The sequence below is a fragment of the Listeria cossartiae subsp. cayugensis genome, from assembly GCF_014229095.1.
Taxonomy (GTDB): Bacteria; Bacillota; Bacilli; order Lactobacillales; family Listeriaceae; genus Listeria; species Listeria cayugensis.
In genome coordinates this window covers 459870-480081 of record NZ_JAARZC010000003.1, presented here as the reverse complement: position 1 = coordinate 480081, position 20212 = coordinate 459870, and the positions used below count along the sequence as shown (strand labels likewise).

The window sequence follows — 20212 nt, the reverse complement described above, 5'->3', positions numbered from 1 at the left end:
TAACCCAAAAATTGGTGGATATACTGTGATTTTTGTTAGAGTTTCATGAGATTTTTCCGTTTTTATTTTCATTTTTTGTATTAAAAAACCAGCGAGGAAAAAGGGAGTAAACCTCGCTGGTCAAAAAGGGAGTTTAGGTTTTTCATTCTAAAAAGGGAAAGAACGAAATGTTTTGCTTGTTGTTAGCTTATAAACATATATTAACCAATTTTTTGGTGGATATGCTGTGATTTTTGTTAGAGTTTCATGAGATTTTTCCGTTTTTGCTTTCATTTTTTTGCATTAAAAAACCAGTGTGGAAAAAGGGAGTAAACCACACTGGTCAAAAAGGGAGTTTGGGATTTTCATTCTAAAAGGGGAAAGAATGAAAATGTTTTGCTTGTTGTTAGCTTATGACTATATATTAACCAAGAAAAGAAAATTTCTGCTGTGCATTTGATTAGAAAATAGTAAGAAATGCATTTATTTCTTTTCATAAAAAAAGAACCTAGCAGAACTAGGCTCTTCGATTATTAATCTTCAAAATTATAAAGCGGTGTACTCAAGTAGCGTTCGCCATTACTTGCAACGATAGCTAGTACTTTTTTGCCAGCGCCAAGTTCTTTTGCAAGGTCAAGGGCTGCTTTAATAGTTGCTCCGGAAGAAATACCTACTAGGATTCCTTCTTTCTTCGCTACTTCGCGGGCTGTTTCTAGGGCATCTTCGCTTGATACTTTTAGAATGCCGTCATACACTTTTGTATCTAATGTATCTGGCACGAAACCAGCACCGATACCTTGGATTTTATGTGGAGATGGAGAGCCACCGCTAAGTACTGGGGATTCTTCTGGCTCAAGTGCATAGATTTTCACATCGGGGTAGTTCTTTTTAAGTACGTGTCCTACGCCTGTTACTGTTCCGCCTGTTCCTACTCCTGCGATGAAAGCATCTAAGCCATCTTTGCCAAAAGCTTCAACGATTTCTGGGCCAGTTGTTTCTTCGTGCACAGCTGGGTTTGCTGGATTGTGGAATTGTTGTGGAACGAAATAGTTATTTTCTTTAGCTAATTCTTCTGCTTTGGCAATTGCGCCTTTCATACCATCTGGTCCCGGTGTTAATACTAATTTTGCGCCGTAAGCTTGAAGTAATTTGCGACGTTCTAAGCTCATTGTTTCTGGCATTACGAAGATTGCTTGGTACCCTTTTGCTGCTGCAACCATCGCTAGGCCGATTCCTGTGTTACCACTTGTTGGCTCAATAATTGTATCGCCTGGTTTTAATGCACCTGATTTTTCAGCGTTTTCGATCATCGCGTTAGCAATACGGTCTTTTACGCTACCACCCGGATTTTGGAATTCTAATTTTACGTATACGTCTGCGCTACCTGCTTCTGGTAAACGGTTAAGTTTCACAATCGGTGTTTTTCCAATTAAATCAGTGATTGAATTTGCAATTGTCATTATTAAAGCACTCCTATCTATTTTAGGTCTTTCATCTAGTTTAATTAATTCCGACCTGTTTTGTCAAGTTTAATCTCTTTTAAAAAGGAGCACCTGGTTCGGCGCCCCTTTTTCATTATTTCGCTTCTTCGTATAGTTCTTCTAATTCTTTTTCCGAGAAATCATAGGTGTTACGGCAAAAATGGCATTCTGCTTCTGCGCCGTGATCTTCTTCTATCATGGAGCGGATTTCTTCTTTACCAAGCGAGATAATCGCGCTACCGAAACGTTCTTTGGAGCAGTTACATTCGAACGAAACTGGGATTTTTTCTAAAATTTGTAGTTTGTCTTCGCCGCCTGCTAGTTTAGCTAGGATGGATTCTGGTGTTTCGCCAGCTTCAATCATCCGAGAAACAGTTGGCAAGGCTGAAAGATTTTTTTCGATTTCGTCAATGACTTCATCTGTTGCACCTGGAAGTAATTGCAACATGAAACCACCTGCTGCTTCGATTGTATCATCTGGATTAACAAGCACCCCGACACCTACCGATGAATTGATTTGCTCGGATGTTGCTAGATAGTAGGTGAAGTCTTCGCCAATTTCTCCGGAAACGATTGGTGTTTGGCCGGTGAAGTTTTCGCCAAAGCCTAGATCTTTTACGACTGAAAGCATGCCGGATGTGCCAACTCCGCGACGAACGTCTAGTTTTCCTGCTTCATTCAATTCGCTGAAATGGACATGTGGGTTAGTGACGTAGCCTCTGATTTGACCTTGCGCGTTACTATCAGCAACGATTGGACCAATTGGGCCGTCGCCTTCAATTTTCACAGTGATTTTTTGGTCTTCTTTTTGCATTGCTCCAAGAAAAAGTGTTCCTGTCATTGTTCTACCAAGTGCGGCAGATGATACAGACCATGTATCGTGTCTTCTTTGTGCTTCTTTGATTGTTTCGGTTGTTACTGCTGCATATACACGCGCCATGCCATCGTAGGCTAACGCTTTAACTAAATAATCGCTCATTATATAAAACTCCTTTTATTTTTCTGTAGTTGGTTTGTTTCTTCTATATAGAAGTTCCAGACCTTTTAATGTTAAAAATGGGTCTAAAATGTCTACTGCGGAAGATTTTTCTGTTATCATCCGAGCTAGTCCACCTGTTGCAACTACTACTGGACTTGCATTGGATTGTTTTTTCATTTCTGCGATAATTCCTTCGCATTGGCCGACAAAACCATAGAAAATACCGGCTTGCATGGATGCCACGGTGGATTTCCCAATAATTTGATTTGATTCGGCGATATCTACACGCGGAAGTTTAGCGGCACGGTTGTACAGGGCTTCGGTCGAAATCATAATGCCTGGAGCAATTGCGCCACCTTGGTATACGCCTGATTCATCGATATAACAAAATGTGGTCGCAGTGCCAAAATCTACTACGATAACTGGTGTCCCATATTCTTCCGATGCTGCTACGGCGTTTACGATTCGGTCAGATCCGATTTCACGAGGGTTATCGACTTTTAGATTGATACCTGTTTTTATTCCTGGACCAACGATTAATGGTCGGATATTAAAATAACGCACACACATCGTTTCCATTGCGTGCATGATTGGCGGAACGACGGACGAAATAATAATTCCTTGAATGTCAGAAGGAGTTAAATTCGCATATGAAAAAAAATTCAAGACTGTCATTCCTAATTCATCGGATGTGCGATGACGATCAGTTGTCATCCGCCAATGTTTTAGAAGTTTTTGTTGTTTATAAACTCCGACAGTACAGTTAGTATTCCCAACATCAATTACAAGTATCATAAGTTTAAATACCGTCCTTTAGAAGATTTTTCTAACGTATCATAACATGTTTTATTTGAAAATCCGAATAATATAGCTTCAAAAAAGAGACTGGGAAAGCCCAGCCTCTTTGATTTTATTCGTCTTTTTTATCGTTTGGTGTTTGCTCGATGTTCGGAGCATCTTCCGAAGTTACTTCTTTTGGTTGTTCTTCTGTTTCTTCGACTTTTTCTTCTTTTAAGTCTTGTTTTTCTTCTTCAAAAGATTTACCTGCTACTTCTTCTTCTTTTTCGGAAGGATATTCAGCTTCTACGTCAATCGTATCAATATCTGGAGGCATTACACCGTCATCAAATAGGGAACGAATTTGGCGAGCATCTAATGTTTCTACTTTTAGTAATGTTTCCGCGATAAGTTTATGTTGTTCTTGGTGTTCTGTAATGATTGTTTTAGCGCGGTCATAACAGTAGCGGATTAAGCTTTGAACTTCTGTATCGATTTCGTAAGCGATTTTATCGGAATATCCTTTGTCGCTACCGAAATCACGGCCCATAAATACTTGACCATTACCAGAAGTGAATTGAAGCGGTCCAATTTTGTCACTCATACCCCATTCAGTTACCATGCGGCGAGCAAGTTCAGTGGCACGTTCAAAGTCATTACTTGCACCAGTTGTTACTTCTCCAAAAGTGACTTCTTCGGCTACGCGTCCACCAAGTAAACCAGTGATACGGTCCATTAACTCAGCTTTCGTCATTAGGAAGCGATCTTCTTTTGGTAACATTACGGCATAACCACCAGCTTGTCCACGAGGAACGATGGTAACTTTATGCACGACTTCCGCTTCATCAAGTACCATTCCGACGATAACGTGACCACCTTCATGATAAGCGACTGTGCGGCGTTCTTTTTCAGAGATAACTCGATTTTTCTTAGCTGGTCCAGCAATTACGCGGTCACTAGCTTCATCAAGGTCACTCATGTCTATTTCTTTCTTATCGGAACGAGCGGCAACGAGTGCTGCTTCATTCAGTAAGTTTTCTAAATCGGCACCAGAGAATCCTGGCGTACGTTGAGCGATTGCTTTTAAATCAACACTTTTAGCAAGTGGTTTGTTACGAGCATGGACACGAAGTACTGCTTCACGGCCTTTCACGTCTGGACGATCAACCATAATTTGACGGTCAAAACGGCCTGGACGAAGAAGTGCTGGGTCAAGTACGTCTGCACGGTTAGTTGCTGCAATAATGATGATACCTTCATTGCCGCCGAAACCATCCATTTCAACTAGTAATTGGTTTAGGGTTTGTTCACGTTCATCGTGACCGCCGCCCATTCCAGCTCCACGTTGACGACCAACTGCATCAATTTCATCAATGAAAATGATACATGGTGCATTTTTCTTCGCATTTTCGAATAAGTCACGGACACGGCTCGCACCGACACCGACAAACATTTCTACAAAGTCTGAACCTGAGATAGAGAAGAATGGCACGCCTGCTTCACCGGCAACTGCACGAGCTAGCAAGGTTTTACCAGTACCCGGAGGCCCTACTAAAAGGACACCTTTAGGAATACGAGCGCCTAGGTCCGCAAATTTACGCGGATCTTTTAGGAATTCTACTACTTCAACAAGTTCTTGTTTTTCTTCGTCTGCTCCAGCTACATCTGTGAAGCGAACTTTCTTCTTGTCGTCGTTGTAAAGTTTGGCTTTACTTTTACCAAAGCTCATTACTTTACCACCGCCGCCACCTTGAGACTGGCTCATTAGGAAGAAGAAGAGGATGAAGATAATTACAAAAGGTACAATAGAAGTTAGGAATGTAACCCAACCGCTGTTTTGTTTTGCAGGTACTACTTCCATTTTCACGTCTTCGCTTTTGATTGTTTTTTGTAAATCATCAAGAGAAGTATCGCTGTTTAAAGCGTATGTTGTGAAAGCAGTGCTACTTTCTTTACTTTGGCCAAGACCGGTTTTTTTATCGTCGGAACTTTTATCGCTTGATTTAAATTCCCCATTGATTGTATAAACACTACGGTCTGGCTGTATTTCTACGGATTTAACTTTACCATCTTCTAATTTACTCACAAATTCTGAATAGCTAATATCTTTGGCTGCCTCTTTGTTCGAGTTAAATGAAGCAACAATCCCGATAATAACAAGGAATATTATGACATAAAATATCGCATTTCTAAAAAACCTGTTCATTCCTTACCTCCTCCCACGCAAGAGCTTGGATTCTTACTTTCTCTGGACTTTTATCCCTTTAAAAGTTGTTTTTGACTAATAGCAGATTTAGAAACAATGTTTTCTTCCCCTGATTATTAAAAACATATCCGTTTCGCTTTTCTCTTACGAAGTTATTCTATTATTAATATAGATTTTTTAATATTTATTGATACTATTTTCACCTTCGAAAACTAAGACTAATGATAGCATACCGAACCTCGATTGCCCACTATTTTGCATGTTCGGCATGAATTTTTTGTTTTCGTTTTCTGAAAAGCTATCTATTACATTTTAACAAAGAATAGTTCTGTTTGTTAATTAATTTCACTCGCTGTAAATTTCTGGTTTCAAAATGCCGATGTATGGTAGATTGCGATAGCGTTCTGCGTAATCTAAACCGTATCCAACAACAAATTCATTTGGAACGACAAAGCCTACATAATCTGCTTCGATTTCTACATTGCGTCCGGCTGGCTTATCCAGTAAAGTAACTAACTTCACTGATTTTGCTTTGCGGTATTTGATTAGGTCTACTAGATAACTAAGTGTACGTCCGCTATCAATGATATCTTCAATTACAAGTACATCGCGACCTTCTACTGATGCGTTAAGGTCTTTGATGATTTTCACTTCACCTGATGATACTGTACCATTTCCGTAACTGGATACGTCCATGAAGTCCATTTCTAAGTATGTGTCTACTCTTTTAAGTAAATCAGTCATAAAAGGAGTTGCGCCTTTTAATACCCCAACTACTAATGGGTTACGTCCTTCATATTCTGTTGTCAACTCACGACCGAGTTCACGAATTTTCTCTTGTAATTCGTCCTCCGATATCAGTACTTTCTGAATATCATTATGCATGCTCTCGTTTCCTCCTATATTTCGAGTGTACCTAATAATGTATTGCTTTTTGCTGCGACTAAATGCTCGGTCATATGCAGACTTTTTCACACCGGGAACCCAAAGGATTTTTCCGGTATAGTCTGTTATCACGGGTAGATTATCGCGTTCTTGCCTTGGTATTTTGGCATCGATGAAAATATCTTTTAGTTTCTTGCTGCCTGCTTGTCCTTTCATCGTCATTCTATCGCCGTTCACACGGTTTCGAACAATTAAAGGAAGTGTTATTTCGTCAGCATCCAGTAGCATTCCATTTAGCCCATTTGTTTGAACAACGGAACTTTTTAGCTTTAAACGGATGCTTGCTTCATTATCTAATTCAATGCGATCATTCAGTTCTAATTGATGATAAAACTCAGAAGAAGCTTCTCTTTCTCCAAATTGGAAATGGAGCTCGTTGTACACTCTATTCGCAATGAGTTTATTTGGTAAATCAATCGAACTAGATGGATTGTCACTTTGAATTATTTGGATAATCTGATATATGTGATTTACCGTAATAAAACGGGCATCTTCATTGTACAGATATCTCAATAGTAAATGAATTGCGCGGCGTTGTAAAGGATTCGCTTCATTTTTAAAGCTACTAAGTAAAAGTGTTGTCTTTTTGCCGTTTTTGACGAGGTTTTTCTTTAATAAATCGTTCGCAAGTTCCTCTAAATAGCGGAAATCTTCGCTGGTTTCTTCGGAAAATCTTTCGAAGTGGGCGTAAACCGCTGGATTTTCTTGTTTTAAAAATGGCAAGAGTTGCGCCCGGTAGCGATTTCTTGTGTATTCTTGGCTCGTGTTTGATTCGTCGATTTCGTATGCTAATTCGTGTTTATGTGCATATTCGATAATTTCTGCTTTTGTAATTGGTAAAAATGGCCGAATCGCATGGCCACCTCTTAGCTCACGTTTTGGCTGTATGCCTGACCAGCCGATACTAGAACTGCCACGAACAAGTCGCATTAGTATTGTTTCTATTTGGTCATCCGCATGGTGCGCGAGAACTAGCTTGTTGATGTTTTGTTCCGACATTATTTTTTCAAAAAAGTCATATCTGACAATGCGGGCCGTTTCTTCAATCCCTTTTTGCAAGTCTTGGGCTCGTCTGTTTACGTCAACTTCTTCCGTGTAAAATGGAAGATTATGTTGTTTGCAAAAATTTTCGACGAGTTGTTGTTCTTTTGCTGCATTTTCGCGCAAATGGTGATTTAAATGTGCGACGGAGATTGCTTCTTTTGGAACTAGTTTTGAGTTCCATAAAAAATGCAGTAATGCCAAAGAATCCGGACCGCCAGAAACTGCCACAAGCAATTTATCGTCGGATCGGATTAAGTCGTGTTTCTCGATATACTTATGTACTCGTTTTTTTGTGTCATCCATTCAAGAAAACCTTCCTTCGAAATTCGGCTCTCACATTTTTTATTAAAAAGTGCACCGTATTAATGATCCAATACGGTGCATCTACTTTACAATTAATTTTAGCGCATTAGCCGCGTTTCGCTCCTCGGCCGCCACGTTTAGATTCTGTTTGACGTTTGATAGTAGTTAGTCTTTCATCACTATCTTTCAAGAATTTAGACATTATATCTTCAAAGCTCTCGGCTGGTTTAACATAGTTTCCAGCAGGTTTTTTGCTGTATTTTGGCTTACGATCATAACTTTTTTCTGGGCGGTCCGGGCGATCTACTGCTTTACGAATGGACAGACCAATCTTACCATCATCACCAATATTCATTACTTTGACAGTAACTTCATCCCCTACAGTTAAGATGTCATTAATGTCCTTAACATAGTTATCTGCTACCTCACTAATATGAACTAAGCCTGTTTTGCCACCTTCTAGCTCCACAAATGCTCCAAAATTAGTAATCCCAGTAACTTTACCTTGTAACTTGTTGCCTACTTCGATCGACATAAAAAAATGCGTCCTCCTTAAAATATCACTCTATTGCTTAATTATAGCTATAATAAAAAGAGTGTCAAACAGTCAAACTCACAAACTCCAAATATACTCAACTCTATTTTCCCTTTGATTCTACCATGGAGAATGACGGCTCAGCTGTGACTTACTCTTTTTGTTTCGAATTCTCTTCAGGAATATTAAAAATAATTTCTCCATCTTTGGATAGATAATATTCACTTCTTGCTAGTTTAGCTATGTACTCATCATTATGAAGTTTCTTGATTTGATCATTTAATGCGTCTTCTTCATCTTTCATTGCAACCATTTTTTTATCCACTTGCACTTGCTTCGCCTTCTTCTCTTTAAGTGTTAGCACTTGTTTGGTGTACGTAATGGTTAATAGTCCACCTACCACAGCAAAAATAATAGCCATAAATGCAAGTCTACGAAACAGGGCAACGCGGCGACGACTACGAGTTTTTTTCATTGTTGCGGTATCTTTTATATAGCGATTTTCTATTCTCGCCACTTTTGATTCGGCTTTTTTCATATATCGTCCCTCCCATATTCTTATTTGCTTATTGTCTATGATTTTCGGTAGAGAAAAAAACGTTTCTTGCTTAAAATGATATCAATAAATCAGGCATTTGTCTATTGGAATCCGCTAATTTTATGATATTTTTCTTGACTTTTTGACAAAAAATTGATTGTGGTTTATCTTGCTTAATAAAAAATCGTTTGAAATCGGCTAAACAGTGCCATTTCAAACGATTTTTTCTTTATCTACTTTCGTCTGTGCGTTCTTCTTTAATAATCGTATACATTTCTGTTGCTTGTTCTTTTTTCGCATTTTCTTCTAGACGTTCGATTTTTGCTGTAACGATTTTAGGACCGAAGCGAATAACTAGTTCGTCGCCGGATTTTACGTTAGTTCCTGGTTTTGCAGTTACTCCGTTGACTGCAATGCGTCCTTTTTCTGCTACTTCTTTTGCTACTGTACGTCTTTTAATTAAGCGAGATACTTTTAAATATTTATCTAATCGCATAGTTGTTGCCATTTTATCCACCTACTTTATATTAATTATTTCCGCGCAACCAGCTTACTAAGTGCGAGTAATTTGGAGCCAAACGGAAGAAAAACGAAATCTTTTGGACCGAGCAATTTGTATCTTAAAGCAAAAATCAGGAAAACTCCGCCGCCGATTATGGCGCTGACTATTGCTTGGAGCGCGCTGCCGAGTCTTGTTTCTAGTGGCGCTAACCATTCGAATAGGCATGGGAAGACCGCCATTAGCGCCAAAGCTGCGAGCAGGCGAATTAGCATTGTTCTTTCGACGAACGGCACTCGGATTGTTTGTTTTAGCGCAGCATAACAAATAATCAGAATGACAAGTAAGCCGATACATGTTGAAATCGATGCGCCCATTGTTGCGAGCCTCGGAATTAGAATGCTTCCTGATATCCATTTTACAATAAGTCCAATTCCAACGCCAACTGCGGGTACAGCGATTTTTCCGAAGCCTTGTAAAATACTGCTTAACATGATGATGAGTGAGCTTAGGAAAACGGCTGGCATGAACAATTGTAAGACGAATGTGCCATCTGGAGTTTGGAATAACATTTGGTTCAGCGGGCGCATGATGACGATGAGCCCGACTGTTTCTGCACCGGCTAAAATTAGCGTGATTTTGATTGCTAGTAATACGGAGCGTTTGAGTTCTTTTTGCTGACCTCGGACTCTTGCCGCGGTGATCATTGGGACGAGCGCGAGTGCAAGTCCGGTCGAGATGACTAGCCCTAATTGCAAGATCGGCTGGCCACGATCGTAAATCCCTTTGAGTGATTTGGCGATAAAATCCGGGATGCCGGAGTCGCTCATTAACCGATACACTTGGAAGGAATCGACTAGCTGGAATAAAATCAGCATCGAGCTAACCACACAAATTGCCACACTTTGTCGTAAAAATGCGCGACCGATACCGACTTTTTCTTCTTTATTAGCAAATACGGCCGGTTGAATCCCTTCGCCAAGCGCCACTTTTTTATTGTAAAAGTGGCGTAAAATGAAGATTCCAGAAATCCCGCCGAAAAACGCGCCACTCATCGCCATCGAGCCGGCATCATATAAATCAAGACCGAAATGAAGCGCCAGTCCAGCTCCTATCAAAATTATCGCCACTCGAATAATTTGTTCGACTGTTTGCGAAATCGCGGTTGGTATCATGTCCCCTTCCCCTTGGAAAAAGCCACGCATAAACGCGAGTTGTGGCATGAGTAGAAACACGAAACTAATGACGCGAATTAATTCTGATAAAGCTGGGTCGCCCATCATCATAGCAATCACACTAGCAAACAGGAATAAAAAGGCGAAAATCGTAATACTTACAATTCGGAGCATCCTTGATACTGCGCGCATAATAATTTGTTGCCGTCTAAAATCGCCTTCTGCCTCTGCTAACATTTTCGAAATGACAACAGGGAAGCCGCCAAGCGCAAGTGTCATTGCAATCCCGTAAATTGGATATACTTGTTGAAAAATATAAAATCCGACGTCGCCCACCATATTTTGAAAAGGTACGCGGTAAACTGCGCTAAGTATTTTAGAGATAAGCGAGGCAGCGGTTAGCCAAGCTGCTCCTTTCATTAGTCGCTTCATGGAACGTTCAGACATCCCGCCACCTCCTTTCTTCTTAATAACTTATCAATTTTCGGTTGATACTTTTTCTTTCATAGCGCCACGAAGTTTTTCAGCTAAGCTTTTCACTTGGTATAACCATTCTTTTAAAGGTTTATTTTGGACATTAATTGTGATTTTTAGTTGGGTGCCTTCCATGCCAACACCGACCATACGACCAAATTCGCCGATGATTTGCATCACGACATCACCGCGAATACCAGCTGTACCACTTTCTGAAAATAGCATAGTAATTTTATTTTGTTCTTGTTTTACGGATTCAATGCCAACTTCCAGTGCGTGGACCTTGAGTTCGGTCATTGTGAATAAATATTCGACTTCTTCTGGATATTCCCCAAAACGGTCAATCATGTCACTTTGTAAGTCCTCGAGTTCGCTCAATACTTCTATATTGCGGAAACGTTTGTACATCTCGATTTTTTGGCGACCATCTGTAATATAATATTCCGGAATGTACGCATCGGCTTGGATATCAATTTCGACTGGGACGATTTGTTTTTGTTCTTCTTTTGGTTTTTTCGCTTCGATTGCTTCTTTGAGCATTTGCGAGTAAAGATCGAACCCGACTGAATCGATAAAGCCATGTTGTTGGGCACCTAGAATATTTCCGGCACCTCGAATGGATAAATCACGCATTGCAATTTTGAAACCAGAACCTAATTCGGTAAATTCTTTAATGGCCGATAAGCGCTTTTCAGCTTCCTCACGCAAAATTTTATCTTTTTGATACATGAAGTAAGCATATGCAATTCTGTTCCATCGTCCTACCCGTCCGCGCAACTGATAGAGTTGAGAAAGTCCCATTCGATCAGCATCTTGAACGAACAGCGTGTTAACATTCGGAATGTCTACGCCGGTTTCAATAATCGTCGTTGTTACGAGTACGTCGAATTCTCCTTCAAGGAAACTCAAAATAACAGATTCTAATTCCGATTCACCCATTTGGCCGTGCGCAGTTGCCACTCGAGCATCAGGGACCATCGCAGAAATTTCGTCTGCTTTTTGGGTAATGGATTCAACCCGGTTGTATAGATAGTACACTTGTCCGTCACGCGCTAGTTCCCGCTCGATTGCTTCGCGGACTAAAACATTATTTTGTTCCGCGACATAGGTTTGCACTGGGAAACGGTTTGCTGGCGGAGTTTCGATAACAGATAGATCACGAACGCCGAGCATCGACATGTGTAGCGTTCTCGGAATAGGTGTTGCGGTAAGTGTTAATACGTCGATTTTGGAACGCATTTGTTTAATTTTTTCTTTGTGCGTCACACCAAATCGTTGTTCTTCATCGACAATGAGTAAGCCTAAGTCTTGATACTCGACATCTTTGGATAATAGACGATGTGTGCCGACAACGACATCTACTGTGCCATTTTTCATACCTTTTAATGTTTCGGTTTGTTGTTTTTTCGTGCGGAAACGGCTTAAAAGACCAATTTCGATTGGGAAGCCTTGGAAACGTTCTTTCATTGTTTCATAGTGTTGTTGCGCTAAAATGGTTGTCGGTACTAAAAAGGCGACTTGTTTGCCATCCATAATAGCTTTGAATACAGCTCTGAGGGCCACTTCGGTTTTTCCGTAACCAACATCCCCGACCAAAAGACGATCCATTGGGCGCGGTCGTTCCATATCTTTTTTGATTTCTGAAATTGAGCGCAATTGGTCTTCGGTTTCTTGATACGGGAAAGCATCTTCAAATTCGCGCTGCATTTCGTCATCCGCGCTAAACGCATAGCCTTTTTCAGCTTCGCGCTCCGCATAAAGTTTGATTAAATCGTCCGCAATATCTTGGACGGAGGCTTGCACTTTCTTCTTAACGCGTTTCCATTCAGCGCCGCCAAGTTTATTTAATCTCGGAGACTTACCTTCTGCCCCAACGTATTTCTGAACTAAATCAAGTTGGTCAACCGGGATGAAAAGTTTATCCTCACCTTGGTAAACAAGTAGCAAGTAATCTTTATGCACGCCGTTGATATCTAACGTTTCCATGCCCACGTAACGCGCAATACCGTGATTGACGTGAACTACGTAGTCGCCAACTTTTAACTCGGAATAACTTTGGATTCGTTCAGCATTGGAAAGTTTTTGGCGTTTTTTCACCTTTTTGATTTTTTTATTGAAGAGCTCGGTTTCACTAATAATCGCTACTTTGGCAAGTGGCAGTTCAAAACCATTTTGGAATGTCCCGATGACAAATTGAACCATTCCGTATTTTGGTACATCCGCTTCTTCTTTTAAAATGGTGCTTTCCATATCGTAATCGGTTAAGGTTTGTTGCATTTTTTCCGCGCGTTCTAAATTCGGCGCCAAGATAACTACAGCATAATTATTTTTATGCCAGCTTTCTAGCTCTGTTTTTAAAACATTCATTTGACCGTGGAATTGCTGCATTTGTTTATAAACGATATTGGTCGTTTTCGATGCGCGCATGCTCGCCATTTGTTTTTGGAAAAGAGATAAATAAATTTTCGGCGATTGGTTCGCTTCTAATAATTTTTTGAAAGAATGGCTTACTTGCACGTCGCGAACTGTTTCCATGCGACTTAACGTTTCTGTTTGCCACTCCGCTTCTTCCCGTTCTAAACTTTCTTCCGTTTCCAAAATCCGCGCAAATTCATCAAGCAAAATGGCTGTGTTTTTTGGCAAATAATCGAAAAGCGAGGCCGGGTCTGGGTAAGCCAGCCCGATATATTTAAAGAACATGTCTGGTTTTACGCCTGAACGCAACATTTCCAACTCTTCTTCTAAATTTTCAACGAGCGCTTGTTTATCCGCGTCTTCTTTTAACTCATTTAAAGTGAGCGTCATTTTCTTTTCCAAACGTTGGACGATGTCAGGATAATAACTTTGATCTAAAATGATTTCTGTCGCCGGAAGCAGCCGGAATTCTTCCACGCGAGTAGTGGAGCGTTGTGTTTCCACATCAAAGAAACGGAGCGAGTCCACTTCGGTATCAAAAAGTTCTATTCTAATCGGGAATTCTTCTGTAATTGGGTAAATATCAATAATCCCGCCGCGAACGCTGAATTCTCCTGGGGTATTTACCATTCCGCTCATCGTGTAACCCATCGTTACTAATTTTTGGCGTAAAACATCTGGATCGATTTCTTCGCCTTCAACGATAGATATATTGAAATGTTTCCAAAGCGCAACTGGTGGAAGCATTTTTCTAAGTCCAGCAACTGGGACGATGACGATTCCCGGTTTTCCGGACAGCAGAAAATCGAGCGCTTCAACACGTTGACCACGAAGCTCCGGGCTAGAAATACTTAGCTCAGAAGAAATCAATTCATCTGCCGGGTATAAAAATAATCGATCACTATCCATTAAAGAAAGCAAATCATCATATAATTTTTGTGCATGATATAAATTGTGCGTGACAAATACAACTGGTCGCTTTGATGCTCCTTCTACCACGCTTGCAAATAACGCACGCGAAGAACCTGTGAGACCCGTGACAAGTTGCGCTTTTTCTTTTTCATCAAGCGCTTTTAAGACCGCTCGAATATCTTTTTGTTCATATATTAATTGTTGTAATCCTTTCAAGGGAAAACAGCTCCTTTTTGTCAGAAAATTCATTCTATGGGGCGCGAGAGTAAATCACACGTCCGAAGAAAGACCGAAATACGTGGCAAAAAAATTACCACGTCTCGTCATTGTTTATTTTTGATTGTATTTATTCATTACTTCAATAAATGGCGTTTGCGCAAAGTCTTCGATGGCATCCGCACTTTTTTGGATTGCTGCGATAATATCAGGTTGTTCTGCTTTAGGGAAATCTCCTAATACGTAGTTAATGACTTCTCCTTTTATAGGGCGACTTACACCCACACGAATGCGGTTAAATTCTTGCGTTTTGACATGCTGGATAATTGATTTCATGCCATTATGTCCACCAGCACTGCCCTTTTGGCGTAATCTTATTTTCCCAACTGGTAAATCAAGATCATCGTACACAATCACGACATCTTCAATCGGGATGTTGTAGTAATCCATTAGTGGACGAATACACTCCCCAGAAGCATTCATAAAAGTGAGCGGTTTAACTAAAATTATTTTTTCGCCACCAACATTAATTTCACTTGTCATACCATTAAATTTGGATTTTTTCCAAGGTGTTTGATGGCGGAAACTCAGCTCATCAACTACCATAAAACCGACATTATGCCGGGTGCGTTCGTATTTTTTGCCCGGATTCCCGAGTCCTGCAATTAATTTCATAAAAGCTTCTCCTTACATGAACGAAACCACTTCACGAATGAACTGGTTTTTGTTTCGATGTTTTTTTGATTATAACATGGATTTCACTTGGTTGAAAGTTTTCCAACTACGCTTGGTGTTCGGCAATTTTATTTTCGATAATTTGCCACGCTGTTTCATTTTCAGCTTGAAAGTCTGCCGTTTTCCAATTTGTGGGCGTTTTTCCGATATATTTTTCGAAACCGAATTTCTGATATAAATAAATTGCTTGGTAACTTCCGGTTTGTGTGGTCAAATAGACAAAATCATTTTTATTTATGCCAAGGATTTTAGATAACAAAGCTTTTGCGATACCTTTTCCGCCGTGGGAATCAAGTACAGCTACCCAATGAATCCGGCTCGCCATTTCGCCAAATGTATCCCCGTCCCAAAGCATCGCTGTTCCAATAAGCTCACCATTCGGCGCTTGCACAAAAACACAACACTTGGCCAATTTTTCTTTTTCATTTCCAAATTCTGTTTCAAAACGAGCGCGAATAATATCCATTGATGGCACCTGACCAGTTTCTAATTGCAATCTACACCAATCTTCTTCCAAACCATCTTTATAAAAGCAAAAAGAATATCCCGTCGGTAAATGAAATTCCGGATAATTCGCGGCATCATAATTGACCATTGCAACAGAAATATGTGGTACTGATTTATCAAGCATATAAACGCCTCCTTCTCGAAACTATTATACCAAAAAAAATGGAAGATATCGCAAACAAATGCGTATCTTCCATCCTTATTTATTAGAAATTATTCAACAGGCTCTTCATCTTTACCATGTACAGCTTCTGGCTCTGGCGCTTCCGTAGTCGTTGGTTCTTCTTCAGCACGTGGGGCAGACACAGTTACTACTGTTTCTTCTTCCTCAGCTTGCACGACATAATCTTTGTTTTCCGGAAGGTCGTTCGTTGTTAAAACATCACCGATTTCTAATGAAGAAATGTCTAATTCAATTGTTTCTGGTAATTTTTCTGGTGTTGCTGAAACTTTTACGTCATGGATAATTTGTTGTAATACGCCGCCAGCTTTAACGCCGGGTGCATCGCCAACTAATACCACGCGAACATCAGTCTCCACTTCTTCATTCATATCAACCGCTAGTAAATCAACATGTACTAAAACGTCTTTTAACGGATCCACTTGATATTCATGTAATAAAACATTTAATTTCTTGCCGTCAACAGTCACTGAAAATACGGCATTTCGACCATTGTCACGAACTGCTTTGATTAATTCCAAAGAATCAACGGAAACTGGAACATTCTCTGATTTGTAACCATAAATAATTCCAGGTACTTTTCCTTCACTACGCAATCTCGTTACTTCTGAATGTTGCGTTGTTTCTCTTTTCTGGACCTCTAATGTTGTTGCCATAAAAAATCACTCCACTCATTCAATTTTGGTACATCTACATTATATCTACCCGTTAGAGAAATAGCAAAACAAAGGAATAGCCTTATTTTGTTTTGTAAGGTTTATAATTCTCAATAAAAGGTAAACAGAAAATAGCGGTTGAGCGCGAATGCAGACGCTTCCAAACTGTACTACAGCGTTTTCACAAAAACATTATAACAACTTTTTTAAATTTAGGACGTTCAACGCTTCACAAATGAAAAATACATGGTATACTGTACTAGTAAATAGATTTTTTATAGGAGGAATTCGAAATGAAAGATCATCAAAAAATTATTTTAGTTGGCGACGGAGCAGTTGGTTCCAGTTACGCATTTGCTTGTGTAAATTTAAGCATCGGACAAGAATTTGGTATTATTGACATAGATAAAGACAGAACTATTGGGGATGCAATGGATTTGAGCCACGCCGTTCCATTTTCCACACCGAAGAAAATCTACTCAGCGAATTATAGCGATTGCCATGACGCAGATTTAGTTGTTGTAACAGCTGGAACTGCGCAAAAACCTGGTGAAACTCGTTTAGACTTAGTAAACCGTAATATCAAAATCATGAAAGGCATCGTGGATGAAGTTATGGCAAGTGGTTTTGACGGCATTTTCCTAATCGCTTCTAACCCAGTAGACATCCTAACTTACGCAACTTGGAAATTCTCAGGTCTTCCTAAAGAACGCGTTATCGGTTCCGGAACAAGTCTTGATACAGCTCGTTTCCGTATGTCGATTGCCGACTATCTAAAAGTCGATGCTCGTAACGTCCATGGTTATATTCTTGGTGAACACGGTGATACTGAATTCCCAGCATGGAGCCACACAACTGTTGGCGGTCTTCCAATTACTGAATGGATTAGCGAAGACGAACAAGGCGCAATGGATACTATTTTCGTAAGTGTTCGTGATGCAGCATATGAAATTATTAATAAAAAAGGCGCTACTTTCTATGGAGTCGCAGCTGCACTTGCCCGTATTACAAAAGCGATTCTAAATAACGAAAATGCGATTTTACCACTTTCCGTTTATTTAGATGGTCATTATGGTATGAACGACATTTATATTGGCGCACCTGCAGTAGTTAACCGTCAAGGCGTTCGCCACATTGTTGAAATGAACTTGACCGATAAAGAAAAAGAGCAAATGAAAAATTCAGCAGACACACTTAAAAAAGTTCTCGACGACGCAATGAAACAAGTTGACTAATAAGCTCTGAATCTTAAAAGCATGCGCCTTAGCATGCTTTTTTGTTATACTTAATTTATTCGAGAGGAGAGCGCCGCATGATTACTTTTGACCAACTTAACACCGAACTTCAAACCTTAAAAAATCCAAACACCGTTAAAATTTTCCGAAATCACGGTTGCCCTGAAACACTAGAACTTTACGGGCTGAAAATTGGCGATTTAAAGAAAATTATTCGCCGGGAAAAATTGACAAAAAACTACGAACTCGCTGTAGAGCTAATCGAATCGAGTAACAGTGACTTGATTTATCTCGGTTTGCTCGCGATTGACCCTAACAAAATGACTACTGAGCAAATCGAAAAATGGAATATTGCTTTTCGAGAAACGTGGTCACAACTAACTTTCGCACTTGCATCACTTGTCAGTAAAAGAGAAGATTCGCTCATTTTCGCCAAAAAGTGGGTTGAAAGTGATTATGATTTAACGAAAGCAATGGGCTGGCAGATTTTTAGTGAGCATATTAGCGATTTACCCGAAGCAGAGGAGCTATTAAAGCGCGCCAAAGAAACGTTACAAGCAGAATCCAACAGAACGCGATATTCGATGAACAGTTTTATTATCTCTTGCGGCATTTATAACGATGATTTGCACGAAAAAGCGATAGAAGCTGCGAAATCAGTCGGGAAAGTTCATGTGAATTTAGGAAAAAATGCTTGTAAAGTTCCGGACGCCATTTCTTATATCGAAAAAGCGAGAAATCGCAAAAAATAGCCGGATATCCTTTGACTAAAAAAAGCTCTAAGGAGTATGATAAAAGAAAACTGGAGGGATGAAATTATGATCGTAACAACCTCACCAAATATTGAAGGCAAACAAATTATTGAGTATAAAAAAATCGTTTTCGGCGAAGTCATCACTGGCGTTAACTTTATGAAAGATATTGGAGCGGGACTAAGAAATTTCTTTGGAGGCCGTTCGCAAGGCTATGAGGACGAGCTTATTAACGCTCGCGAGGAAGCGATTCGCGAAATGGAACAACGCGCGAAAGATATTGGCGCAAATGCTGTTATTGGTGTTGATATTGATTATGAAGTACTTGGAGCTGATAACGGGATGCTGATGGTTACTGCGTCTGGTACAGCTGTTGTTATTGAAGCGCAGGATTATTAAAATAAAAAGAAGTATCCTCTCAAACGGATACTTCTTTTTTGATACAAATTTATTATTTAACTTCTTTATAACCTTGAGATTTTAGCAATTTTACTGACTTTTTCATACTAATCCCCTTAGAAGTATCACCATTTGTAGTCATACCCGGGAGTTTCCTTATATCTTCTGAAGAAATTTTAGTGTAATCTACCTCTATCGTTTCAATAGCTTTATCATCTTTATATTCCATTTCCGCTTTTAATCCGTTAATGTTTTGAAACTTATCACTTCTTTCTTTAAGCATTTTTTCAGCGTCTTCTTTTGAACTAACGCCTAGCGCAGTGTAAGGCATTCTATTTTCAGCTGTTTGCTTCGTGACTTTGTCTCCTTTACAAGTGTATATCAATTTAGATTCTATACCATTTTGAGAAAGTTCGTACGTTTTTGTTTCTACTTTCCCTCCACAAGCTACTAACATCACTGCCATAACCATTACAAATAAAGCCATTGTTCCCTTTTTAAGTAATTTCACCGTTGTTTCCTCCTCTTTTTGTTTCACATTCGCCTCAGAATAACCTAACTGCATTTGAGATACAATGGATTTTTTGTGAACTTTTTATAGCACGCCAATAGTTAAGCTCCGTTGTTATTAACGCACATGATTATCAAACAAAAAGAAGTATCCGACTGAGCGGATACTTCTTTTTTATCGTAAACTTATTATTTAACTTCTTTAAAACCTTGGGATTCTAGCATTTTTGAAGATTCTTCCATGCTAATTCCGCTTTCGATATCGCCACTTGCAGCGAATCCTGGAAGTTTAATTAATTCTTTTGCATCTGCTTTTTCGTAGTCAATTTCTAGTGTTTCGATTACTTTATCATCTTTATACTCAAGGCCTTGTTTTACGCCATCAACACCTTGGAACTTATCGCTTGTTTCTTTTAACGCTTTTTCAGCTTCTTCTTTGTTTTTAAATCCTAGAGCAGCGTAAGTCATTTCATTTTCTGTTGTTTGTTTAGTAACTTTATCCTTTACATAAGTATAAGTCATTTTTGTAGTAGCGCCATTTTGAGAAAGTTCGTATGTTTTTGTTTCTTCTTTCCCTCCACAAGCTACTAACATTACTGCCATAACCATTACAAATAAAGCCATTGTACCCTTTTTAAGTAATCTCATCGTTGTTCCTCCTCTTTTTTGTGTTACAACTGTCTTAGAATAACCTACCCGCGTTTTAGATACAATGGATTTTTTGTGAACTTTTACTTTTATAAAATGGTATTATTTTAG

The 20212-nt window shown here is 39.5% G+C and carries 18 protein-coding genes; 3 read left to right on the top strand and 15 right to left on the bottom strand.

What is annotated here, in order from left to right; genetic code table 11:
* Positions 1-512 precede the first annotated feature (512 nt).
* The 13 genes from cysK to HCB49_RS12050 all read right to left on the bottom strand — a co-directional run bounded on the left by cysK (position 513) and on the right by HCB49_RS12050 (position 16557).
* Positions 513-1439, bottom strand: a complete 927-nt coding sequence (gene cysK / locus HCB49_RS12110; protein WP_012984736.1) for a cysteine synthase A — start codon at positions 1437-1439, stop codon at positions 513-515.
* A 115-nt stretch (positions 1440-1554) separates the two neighbouring features.
* Complete coding sequence (gene hslO / locus HCB49_RS12105) at positions 1555-2439, bottom strand: Hsp33 family molecular chaperone HslO (RefSeq protein ID WP_185481408.1); 885 nt, start codon at positions 2437-2439, stop codon at positions 1555-1557.
* A 15-nt stretch (positions 2440-2454) separates the two neighbouring features.
* Positions 2455-3234, bottom strand: a complete 780-nt coding sequence (locus HCB49_RS12100) for a type III pantothenate kinase (protein WP_185502678.1) — start codon at positions 3232-3234, stop codon at positions 2455-2457.
* A 115-nt stretch (positions 3235-3349) separates the two neighbouring features.
* Positions 3350-5422, bottom strand: a complete 2073-nt coding sequence (gene ftsH / locus HCB49_RS12095) for an ATP-dependent zinc metalloprotease FtsH (RefSeq protein WP_185396343.1) — start codon at positions 5420-5422, stop codon at positions 3350-3352.
* A 345-nt stretch (positions 5423-5767) separates the two neighbouring features.
* Positions 5768-7714, bottom strand: coding sequence for a bifunctional tRNA lysidine(34) synthetase TilS/hypoxanthine phosphoribosyltransferase HprT (locus HCB49_RS12090; protein WP_185605079.1), 1947 nt, complete (start codon positions 7712-7714; stop codon positions 5768-5770).
* Between the two features lie 106 nt (positions 7715-7820).
* The gene (locus HCB49_RS12085; protein ID WP_003718298.1) at positions 7821-8249 is read right to left on the bottom strand and encodes a S1 domain-containing RNA-binding protein; all 429 of its coding nucleotides are present in this window, start codon (positions 8247-8249) and stop codon (positions 7821-7823) included.
* 151 nt (positions 8250-8400) lie between these two features.
* Positions 8401-8787: an FtsB family cell division protein gene (locus HCB49_RS12080; protein WP_185391613.1), complete on the bottom strand. Its 387-nt coding sequence runs from the start codon at positions 8785-8787 to the stop codon at positions 8401-8403.
* A gap of 229 nt (positions 8788-9016) precedes the next feature.
* The gene (locus HCB49_RS12075; protein WP_003740380.1) at positions 9017-9283 is read right to left on the bottom strand and encodes an RNA-binding S4 domain-containing protein; all 267 of its coding nucleotides are present in this window, start codon (positions 9281-9283) and stop codon (positions 9017-9019) included.
* A gap of 35 nt (positions 9284-9318) precedes the next feature.
* On the bottom strand, positions 9319-10908 hold the full coding sequence (locus HCB49_RS12070; protein ID WP_185605078.1) for a putative polysaccharide biosynthesis protein: 1590 nt from the start codon (positions 10906-10908) through the stop codon (positions 9319-9321).
* A 30-nt stretch (positions 10909-10938) separates the two neighbouring features.
* The gene (gene mfd / locus HCB49_RS12065; RefSeq protein ID WP_185605077.1) at positions 10939-14478 is read right to left on the bottom strand and encodes a transcription-repair coupling factor; all 3540 of its coding nucleotides are present in this window, start codon (positions 14476-14478) and stop codon (positions 10939-10941) included.
* 114 nt (positions 14479-14592) lie between these two features.
* The gene (pth, locus tag HCB49_RS12060; protein WP_185391616.1) at positions 14593-15153 is read right to left on the bottom strand and encodes an aminoacyl-tRNA hydrolase; all 561 of its coding nucleotides are present in this window, start codon (positions 15151-15153) and stop codon (positions 14593-14595) included.
* Positions 15154-15259: 106 nt separating this feature from the next.
* Entirely contained in the window at positions 15260-15844 is a 585-nt protein-coding gene (locus HCB49_RS12055; RefSeq protein ID WP_185605076.1) for a GNAT family N-acetyltransferase, read from the bottom strand.
* 89 nt (positions 15845-15933) lie between these two features.
* Entirely contained in the window at positions 15934-16557 is a 624-nt protein-coding gene (locus HCB49_RS12050; protein WP_003722740.1) for a 50S ribosomal protein L25/general stress protein Ctc, read from the bottom strand.
* Positions 16558-16850: 293 nt separating this feature from the next.
* Here HCB49_RS12050 and HCB49_RS12045 point away from each other — a divergent pair, with 293 nt between their 5' ends.
* The 3 genes from HCB49_RS12045 (at position 16851) to HCB49_RS12035 (ending at position 18943) form a co-directional block, all read left to right on the top strand.
* Positions 16851-17792, top strand: a complete 942-nt coding sequence (locus tag HCB49_RS12045; RefSeq protein ID WP_008946613.1) for an L-lactate dehydrogenase — start codon at positions 16851-16853, stop codon at positions 17790-17792.
* A gap of 77 nt (positions 17793-17869) precedes the next feature.
* On the top strand, positions 17870-18544 hold the full coding sequence (locus tag HCB49_RS12040) for a DNA alkylation repair protein (RefSeq protein WP_185605075.1): 675 nt from the start codon (positions 17870-17872) through the stop codon (positions 18542-18544).
* A gap of 66 nt (positions 18545-18610) precedes the next feature.
* The gene (locus HCB49_RS12035; RefSeq protein ID WP_003725735.1) at positions 18611-18943 is read left to right on the top strand and encodes a putative heavy metal-binding protein; all 333 of its coding nucleotides are present in this window, start codon (positions 18611-18613) and stop codon (positions 18941-18943) included.
* Between the two features lie 52 nt (positions 18944-18995).
* Here the strand turns inward: HCB49_RS12035 and HCB49_RS12030 are convergent, their stop codons facing one another.
* Together HCB49_RS12030 and HCB49_RS12025 are read right to left on the bottom strand one after the other, a co-directional pair.
* The gene (locus HCB49_RS12030; protein WP_185517683.1) at positions 18996-19454 is read right to left on the bottom strand and encodes a YehR family lipoprotein; all 459 of its coding nucleotides are present in this window, start codon (positions 19452-19454) and stop codon (positions 18996-18998) included.
* A 188-nt stretch (positions 19455-19642) separates the two neighbouring features.
* Complete coding sequence (locus tag HCB49_RS12025) at positions 19643-20101, bottom strand: YehR family lipoprotein (RefSeq protein WP_185605074.1); 459 nt, start codon at positions 20099-20101, stop codon at positions 19643-19645.
* Between the last annotated feature and the right edge of the window lie 111 nt (positions 20102-20212).